This window comes from Acutalibacter sp. JLR.KK004 (assembly GCF_036941085.1).
GTDB lineage: Bacteria > Bacillota > Clostridia > Oscillospirales > Acutalibacteraceae > Acutalibacter.
Window position 1 is genome coordinate 895,470 of sequence record NZ_JAYMNQ010000001.1, and the last position, 26,302, is coordinate 921,771.

Genomic DNA, 26,302 nt, shown 5'->3' on the forward strand with positions numbered 1-26,302 from the left:
TATCAGCGCCCGTCAGACCGTTACCTTGTGTAGTCCCTTGTAAACTGTACTTTTGTATGTGCTAAACTTTTATTGACATCCATCTGTATGTCCTCCTTTTCCTGGTGCTGAAGATGGCAGGGCAGAAAGGATGAAAGCTTACTCAAAAGAACACAATCCGGCAAACAAAAACCTGCAAAGAAAAATCAATAGTCAATCTTATCAGGATGCAAAAAATTTTGTGGTAAAAAAAGAGAATAGCAAAGCAGACCAGCCGAAAAAGCTGGTCTGAAAGAAATTAAGAAAACTCAAGCGGCGTAAACTTCCTTCACCCGAGCGTAGTAGATGCGCAGGAATTTATTAAGAGCGGCAATCTTCGCGACCTTTTTGGGTTTGCCCTCCGTCTCTTTCTTGAGCATATATAGGTATACAGCGGCGTCTTCCGTGGGCTTGACGGTTTTAAGGCACTTCATGATCTCATATCCGGTTTTTCGGAGGAGCGAAGATCCTCGCTTGGAAATATTGCGCTGAGAGCCAACGAAGGATCCAGATTGGAAAGGCGGGGAATCGATCCCGGCGAAAGCGACTAAGGCACTGCTGCTGTGGAAACGGCGCACATCACCAATCTCTGCGATAAGCCTGACAGCCAGGATGTCGCCAACACCGTTCATAGAGCGGACAACATCATATTCCGGCAGGGAGGTTGCAATTTCCCGCATTTGTGTTAGAATAGTCTCTAAAGTCCTGTTGATTTCTTTCAGGACTCTAACTGCCTCCAGCGTCAGCATTTTGGTGGATGGGGCTCTGGAAGACAGAGTAGGGATACTGTCATGAGCCAAGCTGTAGATTGCTCTCGCCTTGGTCTCGCTTTGATGGTATCCTTTCTTTTTGGCCCATGAACAATAGCTGCGGATGAATTGGGCCTCACTTTTCTTTTTGATATTGTCAAAATGCCAGTATTCCTCCACAAAATCCGCGAGCTTATCTTTAGTCGGGACATCTGAGCGGGCACTCTTCCCTGGGTCCAACCTGCTTAACCGAATGTTTACAATAAGGGATGGCGGACTGTTTTTGTTTCGGAGGCTGCGCTCCAGTAAAGCCCCTCGTCCCGCCAATTACTCCCCTATTGTAATTAAATAAGCGCAAATGTCCAACATCCGTCGATGCCTTCCATTTACGCTTTTATAGTACCAAAATGCCCCGGCCAACCAATCGGTCAGCCGGGGCTTCACTTATGTTTTATCCTACTTGCTGTTATCCGACGTGGGCACAGCGCCCATCATCTGTGCAAACCTGTACAGCGCGGTGACAAGCTGTTCCCGGGTCATCAGATCTTCCCACATACCGTTGAAGCTTTCCGTGCTGCCGCCCGCAATCAGGCCGCTGTCCACGGCCCATTTCCGGACTTCCTCGCTGTAAGGGCTGGTGTCGTTGTCCTGCCACTGTTGGCGCATTTCGTCGAACAGCTTCTTGAACTGCTTCCCATGGGTGTTTCGCCTCCTCTCTATGGATTTTCTTCATGGTTTCTCTATCGGAGCTGGTCTTGCCGGTCATAGTGCAGATGTTCGTTTCGGACCTTCGCGTGGCTCACAATTTTGATATGCCCCTGTTCCTGGCGTTCCAGGGACTTTTTATATCCTTCCTCGGTGAGAAAGGCGCGGCTGCGTTCCCCTTCTTGGTATGAAATAATAAAAATCCCCCGGCGGAGCCAGGGGTATTTTTAGGATCTGTATTCTTAATCGAAATTGCCGGATGATCGAGAATTTGGGGGTTCAATCAAGATAAATTCTCTTGCCATGCTAGCAAGTGGCAAGAAAAATTAACATAGAGTGGCCCCAAAAGACCGCTTAGACGGTGGTTACAGGTTCTTAATCCGTACTTCCCTAATGGAAAGAATGGAGAGGGAAAAAAGACGTGTTCACACCTCGTCCAGATACACGCTTACCTTGATAATGCGCTCGTTCTGGGCGGAAAGGTACGCTGGGGAGCGGCGGACGAAATCGAAGAAGCCTTCCTCTGTTTCCTTCTGGGAGACAGAGCAGGAGAAGTGCTGGTTTGCCTCGTTGGGCTCGTAGATCACGTCCATATGCAGGTGGAAAAACCCTCCGGCAGGGTTGGGGTACTGGCGGATGAGGGTGAAGAAGAAAAGCTCTATCCCGGTGAAATTGTCTGTCACTGTTTCGAAAAGAAGGGTATCCTCCCCTTCCACCGGAATACGGCACATCTCCTCAAAGGTGTCTACCAGTTGGGAAAGGGCCATAGGGGCGTCTGTGGCTTTATCTAAAAACGCAAAGGCTTTTTGGTTTTCCATGGGAACCACCAAGCGGCGCGGCATTCCGCGCCGCTCCTTTCTTTGTTTTTACTGCCGGCTGAACTCGGAGAGCAGCAGGCCTTCGTTATGCTCCAAGGCCCAGTTAATGCTCCACTGGTTGGAGAAGAGCAGCAGGTAGCGGCCTTTCATGTCCTGCACTTTCTTGGTATCTGAGGTGAGGTTCAGCTTTTTCAGCTCTATTTCGTCCAGACCTTCGTTATCGATCCAGCGGATGAAGGAATAGGGCAGGGAGGACATGGCAATCTCTACGTTATACTCGTTCTCCATGCGGTACTGGAACACGTCAAACTGCAGGGTGCCCACCACCCCCACAATGACCTCCTCCATGCCGGCGTTTACCTCCTGGAAAATCTGGATGGCGCCCTCCTGGGCTATCTGGGTGGCCCCCTTGACAAACTGCTTGCGTTTCATGGTGTCCTTCTGGCGCACCAGGCTGAAAAGCTCCGGGGCAAAGGTGGGAATGCCCTCAAACAAAACCTTCTTTCCCGGGGCGCACAGGGTGTCGCCAATGGAGAAAATGCCGGGATCGAACACACCGATAATATCCCCCGCATAGGCCTCCTCAATGATTTCCCGGCTTTGGGCCATCAACTGCTGGGGCTGGGCAAGCTTTATCTTCCGGTTCCCCTGGACATGCTCCACCTCCATGCCCTTTTCAAATTTCCCGCTGCAAATGCGGATAAAAGCGATGCGGTCCCGGTGGGCCTTGTTCATGTTGGCCTGGATTTTAAAGACAAAGGCAGAAAAGCCTTCATCAAAGGGATCGGCGGTGCCGCCCAGGGCGGGCCGGGGCAAGGGCGGGGTGGTCAGGCGCAGGAAGTTTTCCAGGAAAGGCTCCACGCCGAAATTTGTCAGGGCAGAACCAAAGAACACTGGGGAAAGCTTGCCATGGCGCACCTTCTCCTGGTCGAACTCATAGCCCGCCCCGTCTAAAAGCTCCACATCGTCCCGGAGGGTGCCGTACAGGTTTTCCCCGATTTCCGTAACCAGCGCCTCATCCTCCAGTTCGTAATCCCGCTCCTCCACCTCCCGGCGGCCCGCGTTTTCCTCCTCGGGGATAAAGCGCAGCACCTTCTTTTTGCTCCGGTCATATACGCCCTTGAAATCCACCCCGGAGCCGATGGGCCAGTTGACAGGATAGGTGCCAATGCCCAGCTCTTGCTCGATTTCCTCCAAAAGGTCGTAAGGATCCCGGGAATCTCTGTCCATCTTGTTGATGAAGGTGAAAATGGGGATGTCCCGCATGACGCACACCTTGAAAAGCTTGCGGGTCTGGGCCTCCACGCCTTTGCCGGCGTCAATCACCATTACGGCGGAATCTGCCGCCATCAAGGTGCGGTAGGTGTCCTCAGAGAAGTCCTGGTGGCCAGGGGTGTCCAGGATGTTGATACAGTAGCCGTCATACTGGAACTGCATGACAGAGGAGGTGACGGAAATGCCACGCTGTTTTTCAATTTCCATCCAGTCGGAGACAGCATGGCGGGAATTGCGCTTGCCCTTTACCATGCCTGCCAGGGTGATGGCCCCGCCGTACAGCAGGAATTTTTCCGTCAATGTGGTTTTGCCGGCATCCGGGTGGGAGATGATGGCAAAGGTGCGGCGGCGGGTGATCTCGTTTCTATTAGTATCAGGCACAAAAAGCCCTCCTTTTTTGTTGTGGATTTGATGTGGCAGGGCTTTTTATCCTCAATGCTTCATGGGGATCCCCCTTTTTCCATAGTTTCTGTGTTCCATAAAAATCCAGTATGTAGTATACCATATTTCCCCGGAACATGCAAGGAAGGTCGGGACGCTGTGACAAATTTTGAGGGCAGGAGGTGCTATGATGTAGTGCAAAAGAGGCAGCAGCCTGCTTTGCACCAGTGTCAGGGCCACCCGCTTGAAAATGGATAGCGGTTTTCAGCCATGAATCGTGCAGTGTTGCCTTTACTATAATCTCCCAAAAGGAGGTCGTGCAGTATGGGGAAAATTTTGCGCCTGCTGGGGACATGCCTGACAGCGGCTTTTCTGCTGGGGAGCCTGCCCCACATCTCTCAGGCGGCAGAGGTGAAAGCGGAAAGGGACATTGTACAGACAGAGCGGCAGGACGGCCGGGAATTTTGCCTGCGTTACCAGGTGCGGGCCGAGGACGCTTTGGGCCTTCGGAAGCCGGGCCGCCTGCTGATAGTGGTGGACAACAGCCTTTGGGCTGCGGATTTGGCGGAGGAGCCATTGGGACAGGCATATGAAGAAGGAAAGCCCCACAAAGCCATCGGAGAGGGGGAAACGCTTTATATGGAGCAGGAGGGGCGGTTTCTCCCAGTCTCCTTGCGAGAAGGACAGTGGAAAGCTTCCGGCGGGCAGACAGCGGGAGAGCGCACCGCCCAGGGGGATGTGTTCTCCTGCCCCCTCTATACAAAGGGAGAGGCCCAGACAAAAGGCGAACATATCCGGGAGGCGGTACAAGCCCTTCTGGAAAGCCTGGTCCAGGACGCGCCGGATACAGAAATTGGGATCCTGCGGGCCGGGGGCCGCGTGGATGTAAGCTCTGTGGTGGCGGCAGGGGAAGGGAAAGAAGTCCTGAAGGCCTTTTTGGAGGAACAAAAGCCCCAGGGCCAGCAGAATTTTCCGGCAGCCCTCACCCTGGCGGCAGATCTTGCAGAGGAAAGCAGCCTGCCTGTGTGCCTTGTTATCCTGGCGGCAGGCACAGAACCCCTTTCCGGGGAAAAGGCCCTGCTATGTCAAAGCCAGGTGCAGCGCATACGGGAGCTGGGCGGGCGCTCTTTTGTGGGGGTGCTGGAGGATCTGGAGAAAGAGAACGACGCCTTTTGGCAGTCTCTTGCCAGCGCGCCTGGGGAGGAGCATTGCTTTTTCCATGCAGATCCTGCCCTCTGCCTGGAAGCGGCGGGGAAGCATACCGCCGGGGCCTTCCAGGTGGAAATCCGCGAAAGGCTGGATCCCCGCTTTACGTTAAGCCTGCCGGAGCAGAGCAGGCTGGAGAAAGCAGGGGCACAGGTGCAGCAGGCAGAAGGTGTGTGGCAGGTATCCTGGCCTGTGGAGCTGTACGGGGACAGGCCCTGGGAAGGAGAGCTGACCGTAGAAGCCAGGACGGATTTCCCGGGAGGCAATGGGGTGCCTGTTGGAGCGGAAGGGGCAGGAGTCTATACCCAGGGCGGGCAGATAGGGGAATTTCCCCCTGTAAAGGCCAACGTGGGGGCGTCTCTTGTTTTGGAAAACCGGCAGGCGGAAATTTTCCTGGGGGAGACTGTCCCATCCCTGTGGAAGGGGGAGAAAATCCACCAGGCCATGATGAAAGGCCCTGCCCCCAACTGGTATGGCAAAGGCAGGACAGGGGCTTTTTCTTTTCAATGGGAGACAGAGGCGGGAGCCGCGGCGGGCACGTCGGAGGAGCTTGGGAAAACAAAGCCGCGGGCAGACACGGTCTACCGCCTGCGGGCAATCTTCACGCCCATAGGCTCCGGCACCGGGGCGGCGGGAAAGCCTGTAGAACGGCTGGAAGCGGAAGGCACGTATGCTGTGTCGGTAAAGCCCGGAACGCTGCGGGTGCGGATGTTTGGGGACGATATCACTCAGGAGAGCCGCCTAGTGCTGGCGGTTTCCGGGCCGGGCCAAAGCTATGCCCTTACCGCCTGCCCGGAGGCAGATCCCCAAAGCGGCAAGCTGGTGCTGGAAGCCGAGCTTAGAAACCTGCCCTACGGGAAGTATACGGTAACCCCGCTGGGAGCCGCCGGAAAAGGCTTTGCGCCCCAGGAATGCCTTTTGGGCGTGTGCAGGGAGAACGACACAGTGGATACCGCAAGGCGCTTTGGGGTGGTGCGGTTTGTATACCAGACGGGCCGGGCGGGGTAGGGTTTTCAGTGGCAGGCTATATTGGGGAGCATAGAGAAAAAACCTCCGCTGTTGCAGCGGAGGAGACGCAGGAAAAGAAAGGAAAAATCAACTGCGCCATTCCCCACAGCGCATATGAGAGAAACAGAAACCCAGGCGGCATGATATGTAGTTTTTAGGGAGACGGACTTTTCTTCAAAAGTGAATAGATCGGGAAAGCTGAAAAGGCGAAATCCTTTTTTCCTATTTGCAATACACTGAACCAACAAAGCGCCGACATCGCACAAGGCTTTCCTTGCCTATTCCTATCCTCTTACCATTTTTATAGCTTTTTGCTAAATCCATCTTTACATTTAAGAAAAATTCCGCCAAAAGTCAAGAGTAAATTACAAAAAAGTTCAAAAAATTTTCTCGACTTATGAAAAGCGGGGTTTCGGCGTGTTCGGAACCCCCGCTTTTGTGCAAAAAGGTAACAGGAAACCAAACCGGGCGTTTTTTCCGTTTCCGGCTCCGCTCCCTTTGTGTTCAATTATTCTGGGGCTATGTTATGTACCGATCGAAAAGCATTTGCGGCGTTGCCCAGCCCAATATCCGCCGCGGGTAGTTTGCCAGCCACTCTTCTACTTCTGCAACCTCTGCCGCTGTCACTTCATCAAAGCTTGTTCCTTTTGGAAAGAAACGCCGAATTATGCGGTTCATATTCTCATTGCTCCCCCTTTCGTATGCAGAATACGGGTGGCAATAATAAATCTTTGTAACATTGTTATTATGGGCAATGGCAATCCGCTCACTATCAGCAAGGTCAATGTCCCCAATCCCCCTGTTGATCCCAACCCCGGCGGCAGCTCTGGCGGCGGAGGGACCATCAGCACCTACGCCGTCACCGTTGAAAAGTCGGAGCATGGCAAAGTGACCTCCAACCGCACCAATGCCAGCAATGGCAGCACTGTCACCCTGGCCGTCACCCCGGACAGCGGCTATGTGCTGGACGCTCTGACCGTCACAGACAGCCGGGGGAACGAGATCAAGCTGACGGCCCAGGGCGGCAACAAGTACACCTTCACGATGCCCAGCAGGGCTGTAACGGTAAAAGCGTCCTTTGTTCCTCTGCCGGACGATACGCAAAAGCCCTGCGACGGCGGCGCGGACTGCCCCTCCCGCGGCTTTAGCGACCTGGGGAGCGTGGGGACGTGGTATCACGAGGCGGTGGACTACGTTCTGCGAAATGATCTAATGGGCGGCTACGGCAACGGCCTGTTTGGGCCGAACGATAACCTTTCCCGCGCCCAATTCGCCCAAATCCTCTTTAACAAAGAGGGCAGGCCGGTTGTCAACTACCTGTTGCAATACGGCGATGTGGCGGAGGGCGCGTGGTACACCGAGGCCATCCGCTGGGCCACCAGCCGGGGTATTGTGGGCGGCTACGGAAACGGGATGTTCGGCCCCAACGACAACATCACCCGTGAGCAGTTGACCGTCATGCTCTCCTGAGCGGAACTGGCAGAGGGCGGTGAGCAGGTCCAGGTAGATGCCGTCCATCACCCGGTGGGCGGCTTTGAAGTAGGGCCGCAGGGGAGCCATAACCAACAGCGCCTCCTGATACTTGCCGTAGACTATCTCCACCATGGCGCGGGTCAGGTACTGGTAGCGCAGCATTACCCGCAGTTTCAGCAGGTCTCTGGGGGCCTTTTCCCGATACCATGTGTCAACCGCCTCGTCGTTTCCCTGATACATGGCGATCCGGCACATCAGCGCGTCCAGGTTGGGCAGGAAACGTTGGCAGTCAGGCCGCTGAAACCGCTCCCGCAGGGCCTCCAGATGCTCTATGGCCCGGTCCGCCTCCCCCTGGTCGATCCGCAGCCGCACCAGCAGGCCGATCAGGGCAAATTCAATGTCCGGGGTCCCTTTCTTCTGAATTTTTTCCAGACGGCCCAGCAGGTCCAGCATCCGCCCGGATATTTCCTCGCCCTTTTCAAATTTACTCTCCGCGATGGCGCACTCCGGGAGCGCCACGCCGTCCCGTTTCAGCAGGAAACTCACCGGGATACGGTACTTGCGGTAGAGATCGTCATCCTCTCTGCTCCACGCACAGAAGTCCTTGCCGCCGTTCATAATGCTGGGCAGACGGCTGGTGACAGAAAACTCCGGCATGACGATCTCCTTGCTGGACAGCAGGCTTACAACATTGGTGAGCTTGGACAGAATGTCGCCCACACTCCGCTGGGGCAGAGCGATGTCCAGATAGGCCAGCCAGCCCCGAACAGATTTGTAGTCCGCGTCAGACCGTTTCAGCCGTCCGGCGCAGCGTTCCAGTTCCAGATACCACGCCTCGGAAGCGTCATAATCCATGCAGATGGAAGAAAGCATACTCATCCCCGCCATCAGCGCAGGAGAGGACAATACCTGCTCCCTGGGCAGGGCGCGGTAGTAGTCCTCCATCTCGTCATAGTGGGCGAGGCCGGGATGAAGTTCACTGTTCTTAATCAGCAGTTCGGACACCTTCTGATACTCCCCGCAGCGGGTGTAGCAGTCCAGGGCATTTTTATAGTTGTCGTGCAGTTCATAATAGAGGGCGGCGCGGCCATAGAGCCAGTTTTGTTCCTCGGCGCTATATTCCCGTTCCTGCTGCCAAAGGAGGAATTGCCGGAACACAGGCCAGAAGTGGCAGCGGTGGAGATCGTCATAGCGGAACATGGACGTGTCCTGCTGCAATTCACCCAGCAGCTCCCCGGCGCGGCTGTTTCCGGAGAGAATCCGGGCGAACTCCACGTCAAAGGGTTCAAAGGGGGCTAAGTCCAGAAGCAGGCGGCGGGTCATTGGCTTAAAGCGGCGGTACACCGCTGTTTGAAAATGGGTGAACAGCTCCCGCCGCACATCCGCATCCACGGTTTCATCATAGGGCCTGCCGCCCTGCATCTGGTGGCAGAGGATGCCAAGGGCCAGCGGATAACCCTTGCAGCTTTTTTGGATTGCGGACATCTCTGCCGGTGTGGGGGAGATGCCGGAGAGCGACAGCAGTTTGTCCGCTGTTTCCTGGTCCAACATCAAGTTTTGGGTTTCAAAGACCTGCATCCGGCGCTCATAGCGGAAGGACGCCAGCCAGCCGGGGACAGCTCCACGGCTCAAAAGAACGAAATGTGTTTCGAGGCGCTCCAGGATCAGCGCGCGAAGGGCTTGCTGCGCGTCCGGGCTTTTTAGGGCCTGCAAATTGTCCAGAAGCACCGCGTCGCAGGTGAAGTTATGCGCCGGTTCCAGCGGTTCGGACAGGGCATCCCACCGGCAAACAGTGTACGGCTCCAGAAGGGCCGAAGCTGCGGCGCTTTTACCGCAGCCGCAGGGGGCGCTGAAGAAAATTACCTGCCGCTGTGCCCATGCCGTCTTGAATTTTTCTTGTAGTTCAGTCGTTAATACAATGTTCTGATCCATACCTCGCCTCCCTGTGAAAATTTCCCCATGTGTGCTTCAAAAAATAGAAAATCTCCGGTGTCACAGTTGCGTGATGCCGGGGATTTTTTATGTCTTAACCCCCAACTCTTTTGGTTTCTCCAAGTACACTTTGCAAAATTCTTGCGCCGCTATGGACTGACTGTATTTTATCACACAAATTTTTTTTGCGGTATCAGTCCAAAGTATGAATTGGGGCAGTTTTTTCAATTTTTTTAATCGTCATTTTCGCCAAACTTTTTGCCGTGATTTTTGTCGAATTTTACAAAGCGATATGCGGTGCTTCTGGACACGCCCAATCGCCGCCCGATTTCCTCCAGTGAAAATTTTTTCTCCCGCCAAAGAATCGCGTAATCGTCCGCTTCCGCCGGACGCTCAATGCCCGGATTTCCCCAGCACCGTCCCGCCGCCTTTGCCGCCGCAATCCCCTCCGCCTGACGCTGCCGGATGTTTTCCCGCTCCTTCTGTGCAACGTAGGCCAATATCTGCAAAACCAGATCAGCAACGAACCGGCCTGTCAAATCCTGCCCCTCCAACCGGGCGCGGGTGTCCAGCAAGGGGAAGTCCAGCACCACAATGTCGGCGCTCTTTTTCTTGGTGATGATCCGCCATTGTTCCAATATTTCATCATAGTCACGTCCCAGCCGGTCAATGCTCAGGATGTAGAGCGCATCGCCGGAACGCAGCCTCCGGAGCAGGCGCTGGTAAGCGGGCCGGTCAAAATTTTTGCCGCTCTGTTTATCCAAGTAGATGTTTCCGGCAGGAATGTTAAGGCCAGATAGCGCGGCAAGCTGGCGGGCCTCATTCTGGTCCTTGGCGGACACTCGGATATAGCCATAGTTCATGGGAATGTACCTCCACAATAGATTTTGTCAAATCTATTGTAGCGGACAGGGCCTGTTAGGAAAGCAGCGGCTTTGATTTTTTAATCCGCCTACATCTGTGTAAACGAATGCTACAATCCGTTCTCCCGAACAAACTGCTTTAACAGCTTTTCCAGCTTGTAGACGAGCGCATCAGGCAATTTCCGGGCGGTTAAGGCCCTGGGGATTCTTACCCCGGACACGCCCGTGACCACCCGGCGGAACACCACACGCTCGTCATGGCGGTGAAGGGCCTTTATCTCATATCCCTGACTTGTCCAGGAATCGGAAATGTAATAGTCAATTTCGTCCGGGATAAGCGCATGGAAGGGGTATCCTTCCTCCCTCCACATGGGCGAGGTCATTCCCGGCATATTCTCATACCAGAAGGCATCGTAGAAGTACGCTTCTGCTGGTAAGCTGTCACCGAGTATCTGCTCAATCTGCCGGAAGGTCAGGGTCAGAGGGGACTTGTCAGACAGGCGGAAGTATTCCCGCAATTCGAGGTATGGGGATTCTCTCAAAGGGGCGGTGTCAACGAAGTCCCCCAGCAGTTCAAACAGGTCGATATGCTCCCCAAAGGTATCGTCCGAATCCGAGAACATATCGCAGGCGCATTGACGGTGAATGTAAATCAGGTTTTGCACCCTCCGCCCCTTGCCGATCACCTTCTCGATCACCTCAACCTCCTGGTCAGCCAGCATGGGATTTCCGCAAAACGCACAGCGGCCCCCTTGCCGCTGCCAGACCACTTTATACTTACCGTTGGCCTTCTGTTCGTCCCGGCGGTGCTGAAGCTGGGAGAATCCAAGCGGTCGGGCGTCGAGTGCGGGTTGAGGTTCGGCGCATAAACATTGACGATGAAATAGTCCTTGTATTCCAACGTGATAAGCCGTCCTTCTTCATCAAACTTATCAATGCCAAGCCCATACTGGCAGGAGAGAGGCTGCCGCCGTGACAGCACCAGCGTCCCGGAGTAGTTCGTGCGCTTCGCCGGGTTCCAGAACAGCAGATAGCCGGGAACATTCAACGGACATTCTCCCTTGATTTCCTGACAGCACAGCACATCCGGTTTTGCGTCTGCCAGAAACTTCAAGAAACCGTTCCGTCTGCACCGGGCAAGCCCGTTGACGTTCCATGATACGATCTTCATGCTTGTATGCCTCCTGCGGGAAATTGTTCCTACAAGGAGTAATTATAAGTGGATTCGGTCAAATTTGAAATAATATAGTTTCAAAGTGGAGTAGCAAGCTGTCCACACAGGAACACCTCTCCGAATAAAAGCGTTGTTTCTGGGACGCAAGCAGGGTTAAAGGTTTCGATGGAAAAGGCGAGCAATGTATTGGAATATCCTTTTCGGATTTTCCAATACGCCCGTTGGGGTCCCCCCAAGCCCCGGACTGGCCGCTCTGCGTCCAGTCGAACACGCCTGACGGCGTGGCTTTTCGCTCCCTTCGGTCGCTCATTCCTGCACATCCGCGCAGGAAGGGAAACGCCCTTTCAGGGCGTTTCCTCATACCGTATTGGGCAGTAAAAAATTTAAATATCCATCTGGCGAGAATCGCCGTTCTTGCGTTCTGCCAGATTGCAGTCGATATAAAAATCTTCCAGGCCAAACCCGGCAAGGTTTTCTTCAAACAACTGGATTTCCTTTGTAGCAAGGTTGATAGCGCCAACACCAAAACACTGGCTGGCCTTCTGCGGCAAAATCTCATTCAAGCAGTCAGCACACAAAAAAGAAGCGGCCTTGTCCACGTCCAGGGTTTCGTCGGCGAGAAAGTCCACAGAGCCAGTAGCGTATCCCCGGTCATAATCTAACATCAAACTGGCAGAGAATCCGCCGTCCGTGCTGCCACCGCCACCGAAAGACACAACGCCAGCATATTCTTCAATCAACTGCCCGTTCAGTCTGTCATAGCGGTTGATTTCAAGCGGCTTGATCTCAAAGGTATTTAAGCTGATGAGCGCAAACACACTGGTGCCCCTGTTGTTTTTGGCAAGGATAAAGCACTGTTCCCGCAGCCACCCCCCGGCGTCCTGCGCCGTCAGGCCGGCGTCAGCAAAAAATCCCGCACCTTCCCTATAATGGTGTTGTAATCCCGCATGGGCAGGGCCTGCAGCAGCTTTTCGTTCACCAGCCGGATGCCCTTGTTGTCCCGGTCCGTGCAGGCGCGCACGGCCATTAACGTCATGAATTCCCAGGACAGGTGGGGCAGCACCAGGTTCTTGAACCGCCGGTTCATCTCCGCTGAAATGGCGAGGGTGTCCGCGCCGGTAAGGGAATCGAAATCGAAGTGCATTTCCTCCACCGTCTTGCCGTCGAAGGTAAACGGCTTTTTCAGCCTGTGGGTGTAGGTGCCGGGATCCGGCGCATTTTCCAGCGCGGCTTCCACCTGGCTCACCTGTTCCATTTCGTCTTTTGTGGTAGTTTCTTTCTGCATAGTGCCCTCCTTATAAAAAATGAGCCAGGGCGACAAAAGCGCCGCCCCAGCCGTATGCTCTTTTTTTACTTGCCCAGTGCCTTGCGGATATCCGCCATATAGTCCTTGTCCATGATGACACACTTCATGTTGCGCTTGTCCACTTCCCATAGCTGCTTGCCGTCCCGGTAGCCGGCAAAATAGTACACCACATATTCGCCATTGGCGTCGGCGGCCCCCATGGGGGCGCGGCCTCCCGGGTCAAAGGACTTGGGCCGGACGATCATCACGTACTTGTTGGCCCAGATGCCCACCTCCGTCTGTTCGGTGTCCCAATATTCCTCGGCTTCCCGCAGTTCGATCATGTGCTTGTTCGGGGTGGCCAGCCTCACAGCATCGCCGGTGGGACTCAACCAGTCTATTTTGCAGGAGTGGATATCACCAAAAGCATCCAGCCCTATCTGCTCTCCCTGCAATATACGGACAGCGAGGAAGGAGAGGCGGACGATCTGCAGATTGTGTTACAGGACAGGGAGCGGCTGTGGATGAAAAAATGGATAGAGCCCATGATACAGGCGGCCTCCTCCACCAGGACAGAGAGCAAAGGGGCAGGCGGGAACGCTTCCAAAACCTGTAAAGTCACCCCTGCCATTGGGCTGAATATCCGCACAGGGCCTGGGGTGCAGTACGGCAAACTGGGGGCTTTCCCCTGCGGCACAACAGTGCAGGTGGAGTCCATAGAAAACGGCTGGGCCAAAATCCAGCATGGCGGCAGGACGGCCTACATATCCGCGGCCTATATCCAGCCCGCCGGGGAGGGCGCTTCCGGGAAAGGGGGAGCCGCCACTGTCCCCGCCCTGAAAATGCAGGCCGTGCTGGTGCAGGAGAACCAGTCCGGCGGCGGGACTGACCGGGTGCTGGACTGCGGGCAGTTTGAACTGGATACCGTCCGGGCATACGGCCCGCCTGCTGAGGTGGAGATAAAGGCCACGGGCCTGCCCTTCAGCAATACGGTGCGGCAGATGGAAAAATGCCGGGCCTGGGAAAACTACACCCTTTCCGGCATAGCCCATGAGATTGCGTCGCAAAACGGCATGGGCTGCCTGTTCTCCTGCGCCCAGGATCCCGGTTACAGCAGGGCGGAGCAGTTCCAGGAAAGCGATATCGCGTTCCTCTCCCGGCTGTGCAGGGACGCGGGCGCCTCCCTGAAAGCCGCCAATAACATCCTGGTCCTGTTCGACCAGGCCGGTTTCGAGGGAAAGCCCCCTGTACGGGCAATCAAAAGGGGCGGCGGCTGTCTCAGCTATGACCTCTCAGTAGGGACAGCGGACGTGCAGTAGCTCACTTCCTCATAGAGAGGAGGTGATACACTTTCCCTACTTTCACAAGGAGGGAGGTGGCGCATATGGGACAAAAGCTGCTGCGTTTCGCAGTATGCTTGGTATTGGCAGCCCTGCTGCTGGTTTACTTAGCCCCAAAAGCGTGTTGACCGCTCGGCCGGTACCCGAACGGTCAACATGTAGTTGTTGATGTAGATAGGGGCTAACCGCCATGTGACAGCGCCCTCTTTATCTTTAATTATACCACATGCTCCGGCTTTGTCAAGAACAAGGCCGGGGCTTTCATTTTTACGCAAAGCAAGGTGAGAGCATGAGGAACCCTGAATACCAGTTTGCAGACACCAGTGCGGAAGCCATTGTGGCCCGGCTGGTGTCGGATTATGAAAAAAGCACGGGCGCCGCTGTGCAGCCCGCCAGCCCGGAGCGGCAGATTATACAGTGGGTAGCCAGCATCCTGGTGCAGGAGCGGGTGCTGATGAACGTCATTGGCAACCAGAACATCCCCAGCCGGGCCGAGGGGGAGAACCTGGACGCACTGGCCCAGCTTTTAAAGCTTCAGGGGAGGCCCCAGGCCCAGCCGGCAGTGTGTACCCAGCGCTTTTATATCTCAGAAGCCCAGCAGAGCGCTGTGCTGGTGCCCCAGGGCACGCGGGTAACCTGCTCTGGCGGGCTTATCTGGGAGACAGTGGAGGACGTGTATATCAACATTGGCGACACGTATGCAGACGCGCAGCTGCGCTGCCAGACCCCTGGGGCAGTAGGCAACGGCTATGCCACCGGGCAGTTGGACACGCTCATCGACCTGTACGATTACTGCACCGCCACAGAAAACCTTACGGAAAGCGACGGCGGCGCGGACGCGGCCACAGACGATGAATTCTATGAGCTTATGCGCCAGAGCATGGACGCTTACAGCTGTGCCGGGGCCAGGGGCAGCTATGAATATTTCGCAAAGCTTGCCAGCACGGAGATAGGGGATGTGATTGCAAATTCCCCCACCCCAGGGGTGGTAAAGCTCTATGTGCTTATGGAGGACGGCGCCCTGGCTACAGAGGAAATCAAGGCGGCAGTGCTGGAAAAGTGCAGCGCGGACGAAGTGCGGCCTTTGACTGACCAGGTCTTTGTGGAGGATGCGGAGCCTGTGGACTATACCATAGACTTCACATACTACACCCAGCCCGGGACTGGAAAATCTGCCACAGAGATACGGGAGGCAGTGGGCAGGGCTGTGGAAGAATATGCGGCCTGGCAGTCCGGGAAGCTGGGCCGGGACATCAACCCTTCTGTGCTGATAGGCCTCTTGATGCAGACAGGCATCAAGCGTGTGGTGCTCACCTCCCCTGGCTTTACTGTGCTGCAGAATGACGGCAAAAACCCGCCCCAGGTGGCAAGGCTCCTGGGCACGCCTGCCATTACAAACGGGGGGTATGAGGATGAATAAATCCCATGGCTTCACCAAAGAAAACCTGCTGCGCTCCCTGCCCCCTGGCCTGGCCAATGACCCCAGGATGGTGGCCCTGGCAGAAGCCATAGCGGGCCTTTTGGTGCAGCAGAAGGAAGAAACCGGGCGGCTCTCCATCTACCCGCAGATAGGCAAACTGGATGAAGCTCTGCTGGATATTCTGGCCCATGACTTCAAGGTGGACTGGTGGGACAGCGACTACACCCTTACGGAAAAGCGGCGCACCCTGCAAACAAGCTGGCAGGTGCATAAAACCCTGGGGACAAAGGCGGCTGTGCAAAAGGCCATCACCGCCATTTTCCCCAACACCACCATAGAGGAATGGTTTGAGTATGGAGGCCAGCCCTACCATTTCCGCCTGTCCATTGAACTGGGCGGGGAGCATCTTGACAGGGAAAAGCAGGCCCGGGTTCTGGAAAGGGTCAGCTATTATAAAAACCTGCGCTCCCATTTGGACAGCGTATCCTATGCCACTAAATTTGATACAGTGCCCTTTGGGAATCACCGCACAGCCGCCTTCTGGCTGAAAACGGCCGGGTTTGACCTCCGGTTCCTATAGCAATCCAAGAAATTAGCAAGGAATGCCAGCGGCAGAAAACCAACCAGCGCAGTCGGAAGGGCGGATCAGCGAGAAAGCCTGAGCAATACCATGCGGGAGCTGGGGTAATAATCTGATTTTCAGCTTGCGAAGAATGGCCTTGATTTTAGACCACATATTTTCAATTGGATTCAAATCAGGGCTGTACGCTGGCAAGTACAGTAATTTCATGCCAGCCCCCTGCAAAAGCGTCTGGACCTCTTTGACATGATTCGTGCGCATATTATCCATGATGACAATATCCCCCTCGTGCAGCGTGGGAATGAGCGTGTTTTTGAGATAGTCCAGAAATTTTTCACGGGTCGTTCCACCGCTGTAAATCGTATAAGCAGTCTCACCATTGCGTCTTACGGAGGAAAGAATCGTGGTATTGGCAGGTGTATTCAAGGGAGTCTTGTCTACTGACCGCTCCCCGCCAATGGCCCGCCCATAGCGGCGGCTCAAGTCCGTGTTTACGCCGCTTTCATCCAGGAATACCAGTTTGTCTGCTTCGCACTGCGTTATCATTTCACTCCAGGCTTCTCTCGCTGCTACAACATCGAACACGCTCCCGCTCTGCCGCGTAAAAGGACTTCTTCTTGTAAACATAACCCAGTCTGATCACGGCCTTTCGCACCGTTTCGTTGCTGACAGACAGTCCCTGTTTTTCGATGATCTCGTCGATCGTGATATCCGGCTGGGCTGTGATCAGCTGGTCATTATCCTGCAAATCTTCTTCTGTCAGTGCTGGTTTCCTTCCTCGCTGACTGGTTTGAAGTTCTACACTGCCAGTTTTCTTCATTTGTCCGCTTAAACGATACACTGTGCTTGTACTCACCTGGAAATACTTTGCCACTGTCTGCGCGTCGTGGGTCTTTTCGTATGCCTGCACCAGTAGTCTTCTCGCCTCGTTGTGTAACATTGCTATCACCTTCTGATATCATTCTACACCTCATGTCAATTCACTGTTATTTTATTGGATTGATATAAATGGCGTCCTCCAGGACTGCACCACCTTGTCCGGCGAAAAGCGGCTGGACGGCACGTGGGTTCTGGGACAGTCCCTGTGGGGCCTTGCCATGGAAGGGGTACAACTGTCCATGGCGTTTTCCGAACCTGCCGGGGGCAGCGCCTGCCCCTTTGTTATGAATCTTGGCGTACATGCCAGAATCACTGGGTTTTACGCCCGTGCTTATCATGTAGCCCAACAGGTCCTTCCGGGAGCCAACCTCATACCCCAGCGCTTCCAGGTGATCCATTGCCCTGCTTTTTTCCAAAATGATTTCTTTCATAAGAATCCAGTCCTTTCGTATTATAAAAATGTATCAGGCGGAAACCGCCGCCGCGGCCGTCCCATAGCACTGGCCCTGGCAGCTCCCATAGCAGGTGGCGCTGCAGGTGGTGCCGCAGGTTGCAGCGCAGCCGCCCCCGCATCCCCCTGAACAGCCGGAGCCGCAGCCAGAGCACCCGCTGCAACCAGTACAGCTTCCGCCACAGCCCCCAGAGCAGCCGGAGCAGCCCTGGGAACAGCCGGATGCACATCCCGTCATACATACGTTGGAACAGCCTAAGCAGCCGCCTCCGCAGCCTCCAGAGCCGCCGGAACAGCCTGTGCAGGATCCCCGGCACCCTCCCGTACAGCCGCTATCGCAGCCGTTACAGCTTTTGCAGGCACTGGAACAGCCGTTGCAGCCGCCTGTGGCGCTGCCATAGCATCCCCCGCAGCCAGAACAGCCGGAACCGCACCCGCTGCCGCAGCCGGAGCACCCCCCGCACTGGCCCGAACAACTGCCGCTGCACCCGGAACAGCTTCCGCCGCACCCGCCGGAGCAGCCTGTGCCGCAGCCCCCAGTGAAGTTTTTCCCACAGGAGCCGCTGCACCCAGAGCCGCAGCCGCCGGAACAACTGGAGCATGGATGTTGTCGATAAGCTGCTGGATAACAGAGTTTACCACTGTCTCGGCATTTACTGGGTCTGTATTCTGGAACCGCCGGATATCCATGTGGTATACCGGGGCTTCTGAAAAAGTATAATGGATATCTGCCATAGCGCCCCCTAGAATTCATCGTCAAAGGTGAAGGTAAAGCCTTCCAGGCCTACCACAAGGAATACCAGGACTTTCAGGGCTTTCCCCGGACGGGCGCAGGGTGCTCAGCCGCACCGTCACTTTCCAGGTAACAGATGCCTGCACCCTGCGGTGCACCTACTGCTACCAGGGTGTAAAGGGTAGCCATGTCCTGCCTTTTGAAACGGCGAAAAAGTTCGTGGATCTCCTTTTGCGGGACGACAACCCTTATATCAACACCCGAAATTCCCCGGGGGTGGTGCTGGAGTTTATCGGCGGGGAGCCTCTTTTGGAAATTGGCTTAATCGACAGAATACAGGCCGTTCTGGTAGCCGCCGTGCCCGTGTGCGCGGCGTTCATCGGCAAAGGGCTTAAAGCCCTGGGTGCTTACCTGGGGCAGAAATCTGAAAACGAGACGGCAAAAAAGTATCTGGCCGCTGCCGCCGACGCAGTAGCCACCGCCGTGACATACACCAGCCAGGTGTATGTGGACAAGCTCAAGGAGGCCGGCCAGTTCACCAAAGAGAACCAGCGGGAGGCCCTGGGAATTGCGGTGGCCCAGGCCAAGAACCTGTTGACCGCCGAGGCTGCGGCCTTCCTTGAGAGCGCCTATGGCGATTTGAATGAGTACCTGCAGAGCCTCATCGAGGCGGAGGTAAGGAACCAGAAGATGGGGGTGGGTACCTTGACGCTGAGCGCATAAGGACATACGGAAGCCCCCGGCTTTCCCGATTGGGAGGGCCGGGGGCTTTTTTATTTTCCGGGCCTATTTCTCAAAGTAGATGCTATACACGGCCTCGGCTATTTCATTGTAGCAATTCCTCTGGCCGCGCTCAATCGCGTTCTGGAGCATTTTAGTCGCCATCTCGGAAGCCTTTTCGTTCTCGCAAATTTTTGCTATCTTCTCATACGTTGTCATTTTGTTTTCTCCTTGTATTCTATGCCGCTCTCCTTCTCCCTGTATACCCGTTAGGCCACATAGTCAAGGGTGATTCATAAATATTTTTGAGAATAGAAAAAGCCCCAAGCATTTACCGCTCAGGGCTTTAGGAGAGAGGCCTCCAGCGTATTCATTTTCTGTGGCCAGGAGGTTTTTTTGTTCCCGGTTCATTGGGCATACGCACCAGAAGATCCGTCAAGTCGCAGTTAAGCACCTCACATATCTTGTCCAACTGTTCAAGGCTGACACGATCCGTGATCTCGTGATACAGGTCGCTAATCGTGTTGGGACGTATGCCGGTTTTACGCGCGAGGTCTGCCTGCGTCCACCTCAGTTCACCAAGCCGGGTAGACAGTAAAATCCTAATCATAGCCAGTCTCCTTTACGATAGATTCTACCAGAGACTGTCACGTATTTCATGAAATTGTTAAATTATATCGCATTTCGATATAAAAATGCATAAAAAACCGCCACATGGACATCTCGTGGCGATTTTTTCCTTATTTGCCCATCAGCAATTCCAATGGACAAGCCATGACAAACACCCCGCCGACCATCGTAATTGTCGGCGCTGGGTTCGCCTGGCGCTCTTTTGGTGGACCCAAAGGGGATCGAACCCTCGACCTCCAGATTGCGAACCTGGCGCTCTCCCAGTTGAGCTATGGGCCCGGATATCAAAACTATGATAAAAAGCAATTTCGTCTAGGATATAGACTCTTTCATCCTTTAAAAAAGCCTTTTTCACCCTGTCAGAACGCTTACTGCCTAACTTAAATTTAGTATATCACAGAATGGAAAAAAAGTAAAGAGGGATTTCAGGAATTTTTCTTAAAGGCAAGCATTACAATTAGGTTACACAAGGTCAAACGGCCTGTGTAGCCTAATTTTTTTGCAAAGAAATAGGAGAACAACAGAACCGGGGGTGAAGAATCTTGCGGAAATATAGGTATTTGACATTCGCGGACCGCAAGCAGATTTCCGCATGGTATCAGTCAAACGACCGTGCGGCGGACATAGCGGTTCGGCTGGGTATGAGCGTAAAAACGATATACCTTGAATTGAAGCGCGGGGAAGAAACGGACGAAAGCGGGGCCGTTATCCTTGACCGCAACCAGCGGCCCGCATACAACCCCGTTCTTGCCCAGCAGAGGTTACAAGCGAACTTCAAGCGGCGCGGGCGCGTCGCGGCGGAGGAAGCGACGGAAACGGCGGGAGCATAAGCCCGCGAGAATTAAACAGGAGGTTTTGGCAGTGACAGAATTTGAACGAATCACGCAAAGCCCGGAAACGCTGGCGGCGTTCCTTGCGTCCTTGCCCTGCATTGAGGGGCCGTGGGACGAAGCCTTTCACGAACGGTTCTGCAATTACTGTCCGGCGAAAGATTGTGACAACTGCCAGTATGGGGAATACCGCAACAATCCCCTTTGGTGGTTGAAGTTGAGGGACGAACCCAGCGAGGGGACAAGACAGGCGGCGAAAAGGCTTGCAGACCTTGTAAAGCGATATTCCGCGCTGGAAGCCGCAGAACTGCTGGATATATCCTTGAATGCGGCAAAAATTCTGAACGAAGAAAAAGACATTGATTGGGCAATGGCTATCAGCGCGGCGCAGTCAATAGGAATCTATGACCGGGGATAGTTCACGGGAGAACGCGAACGGCACTAATAACCGAATCAAGCCGGAAAACTTCAAGTTTCTGCTGGCGTTCTAACTGTTCGACCCTCCATTTTATAGAATCCTGATCTTCTCCATACGGCGACAAGGCTTTGTAGATATTCCCAAAGCCGACAGCAAGCCCTATATCCTTATACATAGTGGGCTGAATTTGACATATCAGGTTAAGAAATTGAGCGTCGTTCATAGGCGCGAACCCTCCATTCTGTATTTTATTGTATTTTACCACAGATGCAAGCATCCCAAACCGGGAGCCCAGCGCGTTCTGCTCGCTGACGTAGCGGTCAATCAGCAGCCGGATTTCTTTTGACAAGTTCATCCTGTCCAGTTCGCCGGAGTATATGTCCGACTTGCGGAGAATCGCCTGGTATTCCCCGTCACTGTTTACGATGCCGTTCATGACGCTGTGCATACGGACATCCATCAATTGGTACAATGCAGAATCTTTTTCCAATCCAATCCCTCCTTCCGTGGTGTCGTAGCTTACCTCTGTTTTGGCGGGATTGCAAGTGGAAAAAGAAAAAAGCCGGAAAACCATCTTGTAGCGTCCGACATTTTCTGATAAAATATTCATACGGGTACTGCCATAACGGTAGGCGGCTAGTTCTTCTGCGGAAGGACTGTGACCCTCCGATTACATAGAAACCTGCTTGCAGGAATCTGGGAAAGGAGGGCTGAGTGGATGTTGACGATTGAAGGATTGATTTCAGTGCTTGGCTTATGCCTGACCTGCTTCGGTCTCGGATACGCCATCGGAAGCAAGGATAATAATAAACCACAAAAATAGCCGCCCCACAGTCTGCAAAACTAAGGCGACTATTTTTGTTGACCTAAATTCGGACTAGCCGTCTATCGGCAGTACCTTTATGTAAATATATCTTAGCAGATTTATATGGAATTGTCAAACGCTGCGGAGCTTTCCACTGAAATCATTTTATAGCGGATTCCGCATAAAAGCAAGGAAATCTTGTCGAATCCCGTTTGTCGAATGTCGAATTGGGTGGGGTAAATTCCGCACAGGTGGGGTAAAAGGGGTAAATTATTTACCCCAGGGGTAAAAGTCATCAAACTCTCACAGCGGCACAGGCGGCTATTTCCAAATGATGCCATAGGATTTTGGGTACTCGCAGGCGAAAGTATTGAAGAATGGCTTAAAATCAAGGTTTTTTAGGCTTGGTGGGGTTCATCACGGTGGGTGGTGGACCCCAATTTTTTGGTTTTTGGATGCCGCTGATAGGATGGCGATAGGGGCAAAAATCGTACTAACAGGCAAAAGTATACTTTCACGCAAAAGTCCGGGGTTTCCGTGATAGTATAAAACGGAAAGGTAAAAGGGTGTAGGGTATTGTCGGTTTTGGCTGAAAGGCGTATTAGTTTGACGGAAAATGCTGTTGAAAAACGGGAGATATGATACAAACACGGAAATGGCTCGGAGTTTTCGTGTTTGTATATGAGTTTCCGTGATAGTTTGGAGTTTTGCGTGATAGTATAGAGAAAAATTGAAAAATGGTAGCGGGAGAAAAAGGGCTGTTCGAGAGCTCTTTTTTCTTTTGGGCATTTCTGATCCGCTTCCACTCTTTCTAAAAATGACGGTGCTTTTAATATTTTTTTGAGCTAAAATAAAAAAAGTATTTTTCTCTGCAACCAAATCTGAATTTTTACGGGATATACAATGAAGGGCATAACAGCCAGGGAGGTGAGTGAGACCATGCAGGATGACAGAATTGTTGAATTATATTGGAAACGCAATGAGGCGGCGATCCAGCACACAGACCAGAAATATGGACGTTACTTAATGAAATTATCGTATAACATTCTCGCTGATTGGGAGGACAGTAAAGAGAGCGTAAATGACACTTATTTAAGTGCATGGAAATCCATGCCCCCGCACAGGCCGAGTGTTCTTTTAACATACCTTTGTAAGATTACGAGGCAGATATCAATCGATGTTTTCCGAAAGAGGAACAGTGCGAAAAGGCAGGCGTCAGAATATGCCCTGTCTCTATGTGAATTGGAGGACTGCGTTTCTGCCGGAAACACAACAGAACAGGATGTTGACCTGCACCTTCTGGCAAAGGCTATTCAGGATTATCTTGCAGAATTACCGGGGGAGACAAGGGATGTATTTATTGGAAGATATTTCTTTTCGGATTCCATCCGTGAGGTAGCAGGATATTATGGCATGAGTGAGTCCAAGGCAAAGAGTATGTTGTACCGCACCCGTATTGGGTTAAAAAAATATTTGGAGCAGGAGGGATTCTTTGATGAAACGTGAAGACATCAGTGATGCATTAGGTTTAGTGGATGAAAGTGTGATAAGCCATGCTCTTATGGTAAGAAGAAAAAAGAAGAAATTGCGGTCAAAAAGAAATAAAATGTGGATAATGCGATATGCTGCGGCAGCAGGTCTTTGTCTGGTCTGTGCAGGGGTTGCAGCCATTTGGTCTGTATTACGGCATGAACCGGAAAGTGACCTTCCGCAGAATGGGTATAAGGTACAGGAACAGCCTATACAGGAAAGCCCAGAGTCCGAAATGCCGGAGCAGTTTGCCCCAATATCTTCCCTGCTTGCATCAAATAGCGGGAACTTTATGGCACAGCAAACAGAGAAATATGCAGTCGTCCCCATAGAACAATACAGCGGGTTTTATACGGAGGTTCCCTCGGCTGGCAGTTCCGTGTTAGCAGAAAGTATGGGTAAAAGTATTGGCAATACCGGGGAATGGCACTATGTTTCGGGACATTCAGACTTGCAATATCTGATCCGGAACGATGGGCAGGAGAGTTCGCTGTGGAAATTCCAATGCTTTGACAGCGGTGAATACCCATACGATGATGTCCTTAAGCTGGTATATCAGATTGATTCCGCGGATGCGATCACAGAAATAGAAGTGGCGCCTGCCAGAATGGATAATACGGATGCAGGAAAGAAAATACAGGAAGAAGTTGGGACACGAAAAATAACCGACAGGGCCGCAATAGAAACAATATATGAAGTGCTGTCCGGCATGACCTGCTATGGGAGCGGCCAGTGGGAGAGGATTGATTACGGGGATGTGGAAGCGGCGGGCGATGGGCAGACACCATCCCATGAAGCGGTGAGGCTTGGGCGGTATTTGTCAATAACTACAGATTATGGGAACGTAATAGATGGTTTGAAGTATACAGCGGTGTCGGATATGTTTTACGAGTTTTCAGGCATTGCCTACAGCCCCCTGACAGAAGAACAGGCTGCAAGTATATGTGAAATTATCGGGATCATGGGGTATGAGGGAGAAGACCGGCAAAGCCATGACGTGAAGACAGAGGATGCTCAACAGGAGAAAGAGAATTCAGATGCCGGAGCAGGCACGGCCCTTTTGGAAAATACAAATACAGATGTAAGTTTGGAATATGTGACGGAGCTGCAGACAAAAGTGAGCAGTGCCATGATGAACCATGAAATGCCATTTGTCATATCATCATCGGTCTATGAGAACCCATACAGGCTCCATGTTGTAGTGACATCAAACGCAGAAGAGGATTTGCAAAGGCTCCGGGATTTGGATACGATAGGCGGGGTTATGGAAATAGAGTATGTTCCTGAAAATATCAACAGCCGACAGGATTTATATGAGCAGAAGAATTAACAATCCTGTTCTTGGCTTTAGCAGGAACGATATTTTATCGAAGTAGTATGAAACAGTCTGGCAGGCGTACAGGCAAAGCACGGAAAATATGAAATCCTATATGCAGCGCCAGTGGAGCCTTGTCGGGGGAATGGCCGGCACGTTCAGGGAGATGGAGTAACAGTATATATCTGATGCATAGTTCAATACTGATAATTTATTGTTTTCAAGGATAAATTGATTTAAAGGAATTTCCATGCTATACTGTCCTGCGAAAAGATAACTGAGGGAGGTGGGAAATATGCTCTGCCATTTAGTGATTGACTTAAACAAAGGACTCTGTACAAAGTCTGGTGTCTGGACGAAATTTGTACAGAGGTAAAAACTATCGTCCACATTGGATTTTGTACTTTTTATTCTGAAAAAATTAAGAATAGAATGGAGAAAATTCAATGGAAGAAAGATCATTTAAGAAATATATTATTTTGTGGTTAAGCCAGGGCATATCAGGACTTGGAAGCTCCATGACCGGGTTTGCGCTTGTTTTGTGGGCATATGGACAGAGCCATTCCGCAATGTCCGTTTCGCTCATGTCCTTTTGCAATTATGTGCCGTATGTATTTTTAAGCCTGTTTGTCGGCGGTTTTATAGACAGGCATAAGAAGAAAACGATCATGCTGGTTTCGGACAGCATTGCGGCGGCTGGTTCGCTGGCAGTATTGGTATTTCTGCTTATGGGAAGTCTGGAAGTCTGGAATATCTATGCCATAAATGCGGTGGTCGGTATAACGAATGCATTCCAGCAGCCTGCGTCCGCAGTGGCAACGGGAAGGCTTGTGCCAAAGGAGAAGATTTCAAATGTCAGCGGGATGAATTCTTTTTCCAATAATCTTATCGTGGTATTCAGCCCCATGCTGGCGGCTTTCCTGTTTGCGGCAGGCGGGCTCCCGCTTATCCTGCTGATAGATTTGGCGAGTTTTGCTTTTGCATTTTGCGTACTGCTGTTCTGTATTACAATCCCGGAACAGGCGCAGGACAAAGCATACAGTTCACCCTTTGCCGGGATAGCGCAGGGGTTTGATTTTCTGAAAAAAGAAAAAGGCATATTATACATCATGCTTACGATGGCGCTGATCAATTTCTGTTCAAGGCTGACCTATGAGAATATTTTATCGCCAATGATTCTGGCAAGAAGTTCCGGGGACAGTGCTGCACTTGGAATTGTAAATGCCTGCATGGGGGCAGGCGGGATTGCCGGGGGAATCTTTGTTTCCGTGAAAAAAGAGAGCCGTTATAAGACAGCGGCTATTTATGTTTCGGCGGCACTGTCTTTTCTGTTTGGGGACTTGCTGATGGCAGTCGGTAAAAACGTATTTTGGTGGTCGGCTGCTGCGGCTGCTGCCAGCCTGCCTATTCCATTTATCATGGCAAACCAGAATACGATACTGTACCAGAAGATTCCTGCTGCCATGCAGGGAAGGGTGTTTGCTGTCAGAAATGCTATTCAGTACAGCACGATTCCGGCTGGAATTATCCTCGGAGGCTGGCTGGCAGATTATGTGTTTGAGCCTTTTATGGTTTCCGGGAACAGGATGGCAGGGATGCTGGGGAGGATCGTAGGGGATAATGCCGGGAGCGGCATGGCAGCAATGTTTTTATGTACCGGGATATGCGGCTTTACGGTGAGCATGGTTTCCTGTTTCAACCGGGAAATAAGGAAATTAAACTGATTGGATAATACATAAGGGGCGGGTTATCCTGCTCCTTATG

The 26,302-nt window shown here is 52.8% G+C and carries 29 protein-coding genes, 1 tRNA gene and 4 pseudogenes; 12 read left to right on the plus strand and 22 right to left on the minus strand.

From position 1 onward, the window contains the following. Positions 1 to 130: 130 nt before the first annotated feature. Positions 131 to 271 (plus strand): hypothetical protein, encoded by a 141-nt coding sequence (locus VSQ30_RS05140; protein WP_334462486.1) that lies wholly within the window; start codon positions 131 to 133, stop codon positions 269 to 271. A 16-nt stretch (positions 272 to 287) separates the two neighbouring features. Here the strand turns inward: VSQ30_RS05140 and VSQ30_RS05145 are convergent. The 5 genes and pseudogenes from VSQ30_RS05145 to VSQ30_RS05165 all read right to left on the minus strand — a co-directional run. After that, positions 288 to 986: pseudogene (locus tag VSQ30_RS05145) on the minus strand (transposase); the annotation flags it as partial. 237 nt (positions 987 to 1,223) lie between these two features. Next, entirely contained in the window at positions 1,224 to 1,433 is a 210-nt protein-coding gene (locus VSQ30_RS05150; RefSeq protein WP_334462488.1) for a hypothetical protein, read from the minus strand. A gap of 74 nt (positions 1,434 to 1,507) precedes the next feature. Further along, positions 1,508 to 1,654 (minus strand): annotated as a pseudogene (locus VSQ30_RS05155) (DUF5720 family protein); the annotation flags it as partial. Positions 1,655 to 1,897: 243 nt separating this feature from the next. After that, on the minus strand, positions 1,898 to 2,314 hold the full coding sequence (locus VSQ30_RS05160) for a hypothetical protein (RefSeq protein ID WP_334462489.1): 417 nt from the start codon (positions 2,312 to 2,314) through the stop codon (positions 1,898 to 1,900). A 24-nt stretch (positions 2,315 to 2,338) separates the two neighbouring features. Continuing rightward, positions 2,339 to 3,946 (minus strand): peptide chain release factor 3, encoded by a 1,608-nt coding sequence (locus tag VSQ30_RS05165; protein WP_334462491.1) that lies wholly within the window; start codon positions 3,944 to 3,946, stop codon positions 2,339 to 2,341. Between the two features lie 324 nt (positions 3,947 to 4,270). Here VSQ30_RS05165 and VSQ30_RS05170 point away from each other — a divergent pair, with 324 nt between their 5' ends. After that, positions 4,271 to 6,160 (plus strand): hypothetical protein, encoded by a 1,890-nt coding sequence (locus tag VSQ30_RS05170; protein ID WP_334462494.1) that lies wholly within the window; start codon positions 4,271 to 4,273, stop codon positions 6,158 to 6,160. A gap of 519 nt (positions 6,161 to 6,679) precedes the next feature. Here the strand turns inward: VSQ30_RS05170 and VSQ30_RS05175 are convergent. After that, positions 6,680 to 6,895: pseudogene (locus VSQ30_RS05175) on the minus strand (transposase); the annotation flags it as partial. Positions 6,896 to 6,907: 12 nt separating this feature from the next. On the opposite strand from VSQ30_RS05175, the gene VSQ30_RS05180 reads away from it, so the two are divergent. Then, positions 6,908 to 7,630, plus strand: coding sequence for an S-layer homology domain-containing protein (locus VSQ30_RS05180; protein WP_334462498.1), 723 nt, complete (start codon positions 6,908 to 6,910; stop codon positions 7,628 to 7,630). A gap of 1,122 nt (positions 7,631 to 8,752) precedes the next feature. Here VSQ30_RS05180 and VSQ30_RS20745 read toward each other — a convergent pair. From VSQ30_RS20745 to VSQ30_RS05215, 7 genes and pseudogenes are all read right to left on the minus strand, one after another. Next, positions 8,753 to 9,565 (minus strand): annotated as a pseudogene (locus tag VSQ30_RS20745) (winged helix-turn-helix domain-containing protein); the annotation flags it as partial. A gap of 233 nt (positions 9,566 to 9,798) precedes the next feature. Beyond that, complete coding sequence (locus VSQ30_RS05190) at positions 9,799 to 10,428, minus strand: recombinase family protein (RefSeq protein ID WP_350339943.1); 630 nt, start codon at positions 10,426 to 10,428, stop codon at positions 9,799 to 9,801. A 110-nt stretch (positions 10,429 to 10,538) separates the two neighbouring features. Then, on the minus strand, positions 10,539 to 11,126 hold the full coding sequence (locus VSQ30_RS05195; protein ID WP_334462501.1) for a DUF7662 domain-containing protein: 588 nt from the start codon (positions 11,124 to 11,126) through the stop codon (positions 10,539 to 10,541). Continuing rightward, positions 11,123 to 11,599 (minus strand): endonuclease/exonuclease/phosphatase family protein, encoded by a 477-nt coding sequence (locus VSQ30_RS05200; protein WP_334462503.1) that lies wholly within the window; start codon positions 11,597 to 11,599, stop codon positions 11,123 to 11,125. The genes VSQ30_RS05195 and VSQ30_RS05200 overlap by 4 nt, the downstream gene beginning before the upstream one ends. A gap of 386 nt (positions 11,600 to 11,985) precedes the next feature. Then, positions 11,986 to 12,420 (minus strand): hypothetical protein, encoded by a 435-nt coding sequence (locus tag VSQ30_RS05205; RefSeq protein WP_334462505.1) that lies wholly within the window; start codon positions 12,418 to 12,420, stop codon positions 11,986 to 11,988. Between the two features lie 71 nt (positions 12,421 to 12,491). Next, positions 12,492 to 12,887 carry a hypothetical protein gene (locus VSQ30_RS05210; RefSeq protein WP_334462507.1) on the minus strand — a complete coding sequence of 132 codons (396 nt, stop codon included), beginning with the start codon at positions 12,885 to 12,887 and terminating at the stop codon, positions 12,492 to 12,494. 65 nt (positions 12,888 to 12,952) lie between these two features. Continuing rightward, a complete protein-coding gene (locus VSQ30_RS05215; protein ID WP_502876196.1) occupies positions 12,953 to 13,342 on the minus strand; it encodes a phage major tail tube protein in 390 nt (129 codons plus the stop codon). Between VSQ30_RS05215 and VSQ30_RS05220 the strand changes: the two genes are divergently transcribed. From VSQ30_RS05220 to VSQ30_RS05230, 3 genes are all read left to right on the plus strand, one after another. Beyond that, a complete protein-coding gene (locus VSQ30_RS05220) occupies positions 13,298 to 14,206 on the plus strand; it encodes an SH3 domain-containing protein (RefSeq protein ID WP_334462511.1) in 909 nt (302 codons plus the stop codon). The genes VSQ30_RS05215 and VSQ30_RS05220 overlap by 45 nt on opposite strands. A gap of 310 nt (positions 14,207 to 14,516) precedes the next feature. Beyond that, complete coding sequence (locus VSQ30_RS05225; RefSeq protein WP_334462512.1) at positions 14,517 to 15,647, plus strand: baseplate J/gp47 family protein; 1,131 nt, start codon at positions 14,517 to 14,519, stop codon at positions 15,645 to 15,647. Next, positions 15,640 to 16,227, plus strand: coding sequence for a phage tail protein I (locus tag VSQ30_RS05230; protein ID WP_334462515.1), 588 nt, complete (start codon positions 15,640 to 15,642; stop codon positions 16,225 to 16,227). Before VSQ30_RS05225 ends, VSQ30_RS05230 begins: the two co-directional genes overlap by 8 nt. 12 nt (positions 16,228 to 16,239) lie before the next feature. On the opposite strand, the gene VSQ30_RS05235 is transcribed toward VSQ30_RS05230, so the two are convergent. The 5 genes from VSQ30_RS05235 to VSQ30_RS05255 all read right to left on the minus strand — a co-directional run bounded on the left by VSQ30_RS05235 (position 16,240) and on the right by VSQ30_RS05255 (position 18,159). Then, positions 16,240 to 16,773 (minus strand): IS630 family transposase, encoded by a 534-nt coding sequence (locus VSQ30_RS05235; protein WP_334462516.1) that lies wholly within the window; start codon positions 16,771 to 16,773, stop codon positions 16,240 to 16,242. Position 16,774: 1 nt separating this feature from the next. Further along, complete coding sequence (locus tag VSQ30_RS05240; protein WP_334462517.1) at positions 16,775 to 17,167, minus strand: helix-turn-helix domain-containing protein; 393 nt, start codon at positions 17,165 to 17,167, stop codon at positions 16,775 to 16,777. A gap of 46 nt (positions 17,168 to 17,213) precedes the next feature. Then, positions 17,214 to 17,537 (minus strand): hypothetical protein, encoded by a 324-nt coding sequence (locus VSQ30_RS05245; protein WP_334462518.1) that lies wholly within the window; start codon positions 17,535 to 17,537, stop codon positions 17,214 to 17,216. Positions 17,538 to 17,570: 33 nt separating this feature from the next. Then, entirely contained in the window at positions 17,571 to 17,795 is a 225-nt protein-coding gene (locus VSQ30_RS05250) for a hypothetical protein (protein ID WP_334462519.1), read from the minus strand. Positions 17,796 to 17,901: 106 nt separating this feature from the next. Further along, the gene (locus VSQ30_RS05255; RefSeq protein ID WP_334462520.1) at positions 17,902 to 18,159 is read right to left on the minus strand and encodes a hypothetical protein; all 258 of its coding nucleotides are present in this window, start codon (positions 18,157 to 18,159) and stop codon (positions 17,902 to 17,904) included. Positions 18,160 to 18,392: 233 nt separating this feature from the next. Between VSQ30_RS05255 and VSQ30_RS05260 the strand changes: the two genes are divergently transcribed. After that, positions 18,393 to 19,013: a hypothetical protein gene (locus VSQ30_RS05260; protein WP_334462521.1), complete on the plus strand. Its 621-nt coding sequence runs from the start codon at positions 18,393 to 18,395 to the stop codon at positions 19,011 to 19,013. A 63-nt stretch (positions 19,014 to 19,076) separates the two neighbouring features. Here the strand turns inward: VSQ30_RS05260 and VSQ30_RS05265 are convergent, their stop codons facing one another. The 3 genes from VSQ30_RS05265 to VSQ30_RS05275 form a co-directional block, all read right to left on the minus strand. Next, positions 19,077 to 19,229 carry a hypothetical protein gene (locus tag VSQ30_RS05265; RefSeq protein WP_334462523.1) on the minus strand — a complete coding sequence of 51 codons (153 nt, stop codon included), beginning with the start codon at positions 19,227 to 19,229 and terminating at the stop codon, positions 19,077 to 19,079. 151 nt (positions 19,230 to 19,380) lie between these two features. Next, complete coding sequence (locus VSQ30_RS05270; protein WP_160578891.1) at positions 19,381 to 19,620, minus strand: helix-turn-helix domain-containing protein; 240 nt, start codon at positions 19,618 to 19,620, stop codon at positions 19,381 to 19,383. A gap of 223 nt (positions 19,621 to 19,843) precedes the next feature. Continuing rightward, positions 19,844 to 19,919, minus strand: a tRNA-Ala gene (locus VSQ30_RS05275). Between the two features lie 281 nt (positions 19,920 to 20,200). Here VSQ30_RS05275 and VSQ30_RS05280 point away from each other — a divergent pair. Then, a complete protein-coding gene (locus tag VSQ30_RS05280; protein WP_237076340.1) occupies positions 20,201 to 20,470 on the plus strand; it encodes a helix-turn-helix domain-containing protein in 270 nt (89 codons plus the stop codon). Positions 20,471 to 20,501: 31 nt separating this feature from the next. Beyond that, positions 20,502 to 20,888 carry a hypothetical protein gene (locus VSQ30_RS05285; RefSeq protein ID WP_334462527.1) on the plus strand — a complete coding sequence of 129 codons (387 nt, stop codon included), beginning with the start codon at positions 20,502 to 20,504 and terminating at the stop codon, positions 20,886 to 20,888. 1 nt (position 20,889) lies between these two features. Here the strand turns inward: VSQ30_RS05285 and VSQ30_RS05290 are convergent, their stop codons facing one another. Continuing rightward, positions 20,890 to 21,498, minus strand: a complete 609-nt coding sequence (locus VSQ30_RS05290; RefSeq protein ID WP_334462529.1) for a hypothetical protein — start codon at positions 21,496 to 21,498, stop codon at positions 20,890 to 20,892. 1,134 nt (positions 21,499 to 22,632) lie between these two features. Between VSQ30_RS05290 and VSQ30_RS05295 the strand changes: the two genes are divergently transcribed. The 3 genes from VSQ30_RS05295 (at position 22,633) to VSQ30_RS05305 (ending at position 26,262) form a co-directional block, all read left to right on the plus strand. Next, on the plus strand, positions 22,633 to 23,199 hold the full coding sequence (locus VSQ30_RS05295) for an RNA polymerase sigma factor (RefSeq protein WP_334462532.1): 567 nt from the start codon (positions 22,633 to 22,635) through the stop codon (positions 23,197 to 23,199). Then, the gene (locus tag VSQ30_RS05300; RefSeq protein ID WP_334462534.1) at positions 23,189 to 24,553 is read left to right on the plus strand and encodes a hypothetical protein; all 1,365 of its coding nucleotides are present in this window, start codon (positions 23,189 to 23,191) and stop codon (positions 24,551 to 24,553) included. Before VSQ30_RS05295 ends, VSQ30_RS05300 begins: the two co-directional genes overlap by 11 nt. A 431-nt stretch (positions 24,554 to 24,984) precedes the next feature. After that, entirely contained in the window at positions 24,985 to 26,262 is a 1,278-nt protein-coding gene (locus VSQ30_RS05305; RefSeq protein WP_334462536.1) for an MFS transporter, read from the plus strand. The last annotated feature ends 40 nt before the right edge of the window (positions 26,263 to 26,302 follow it).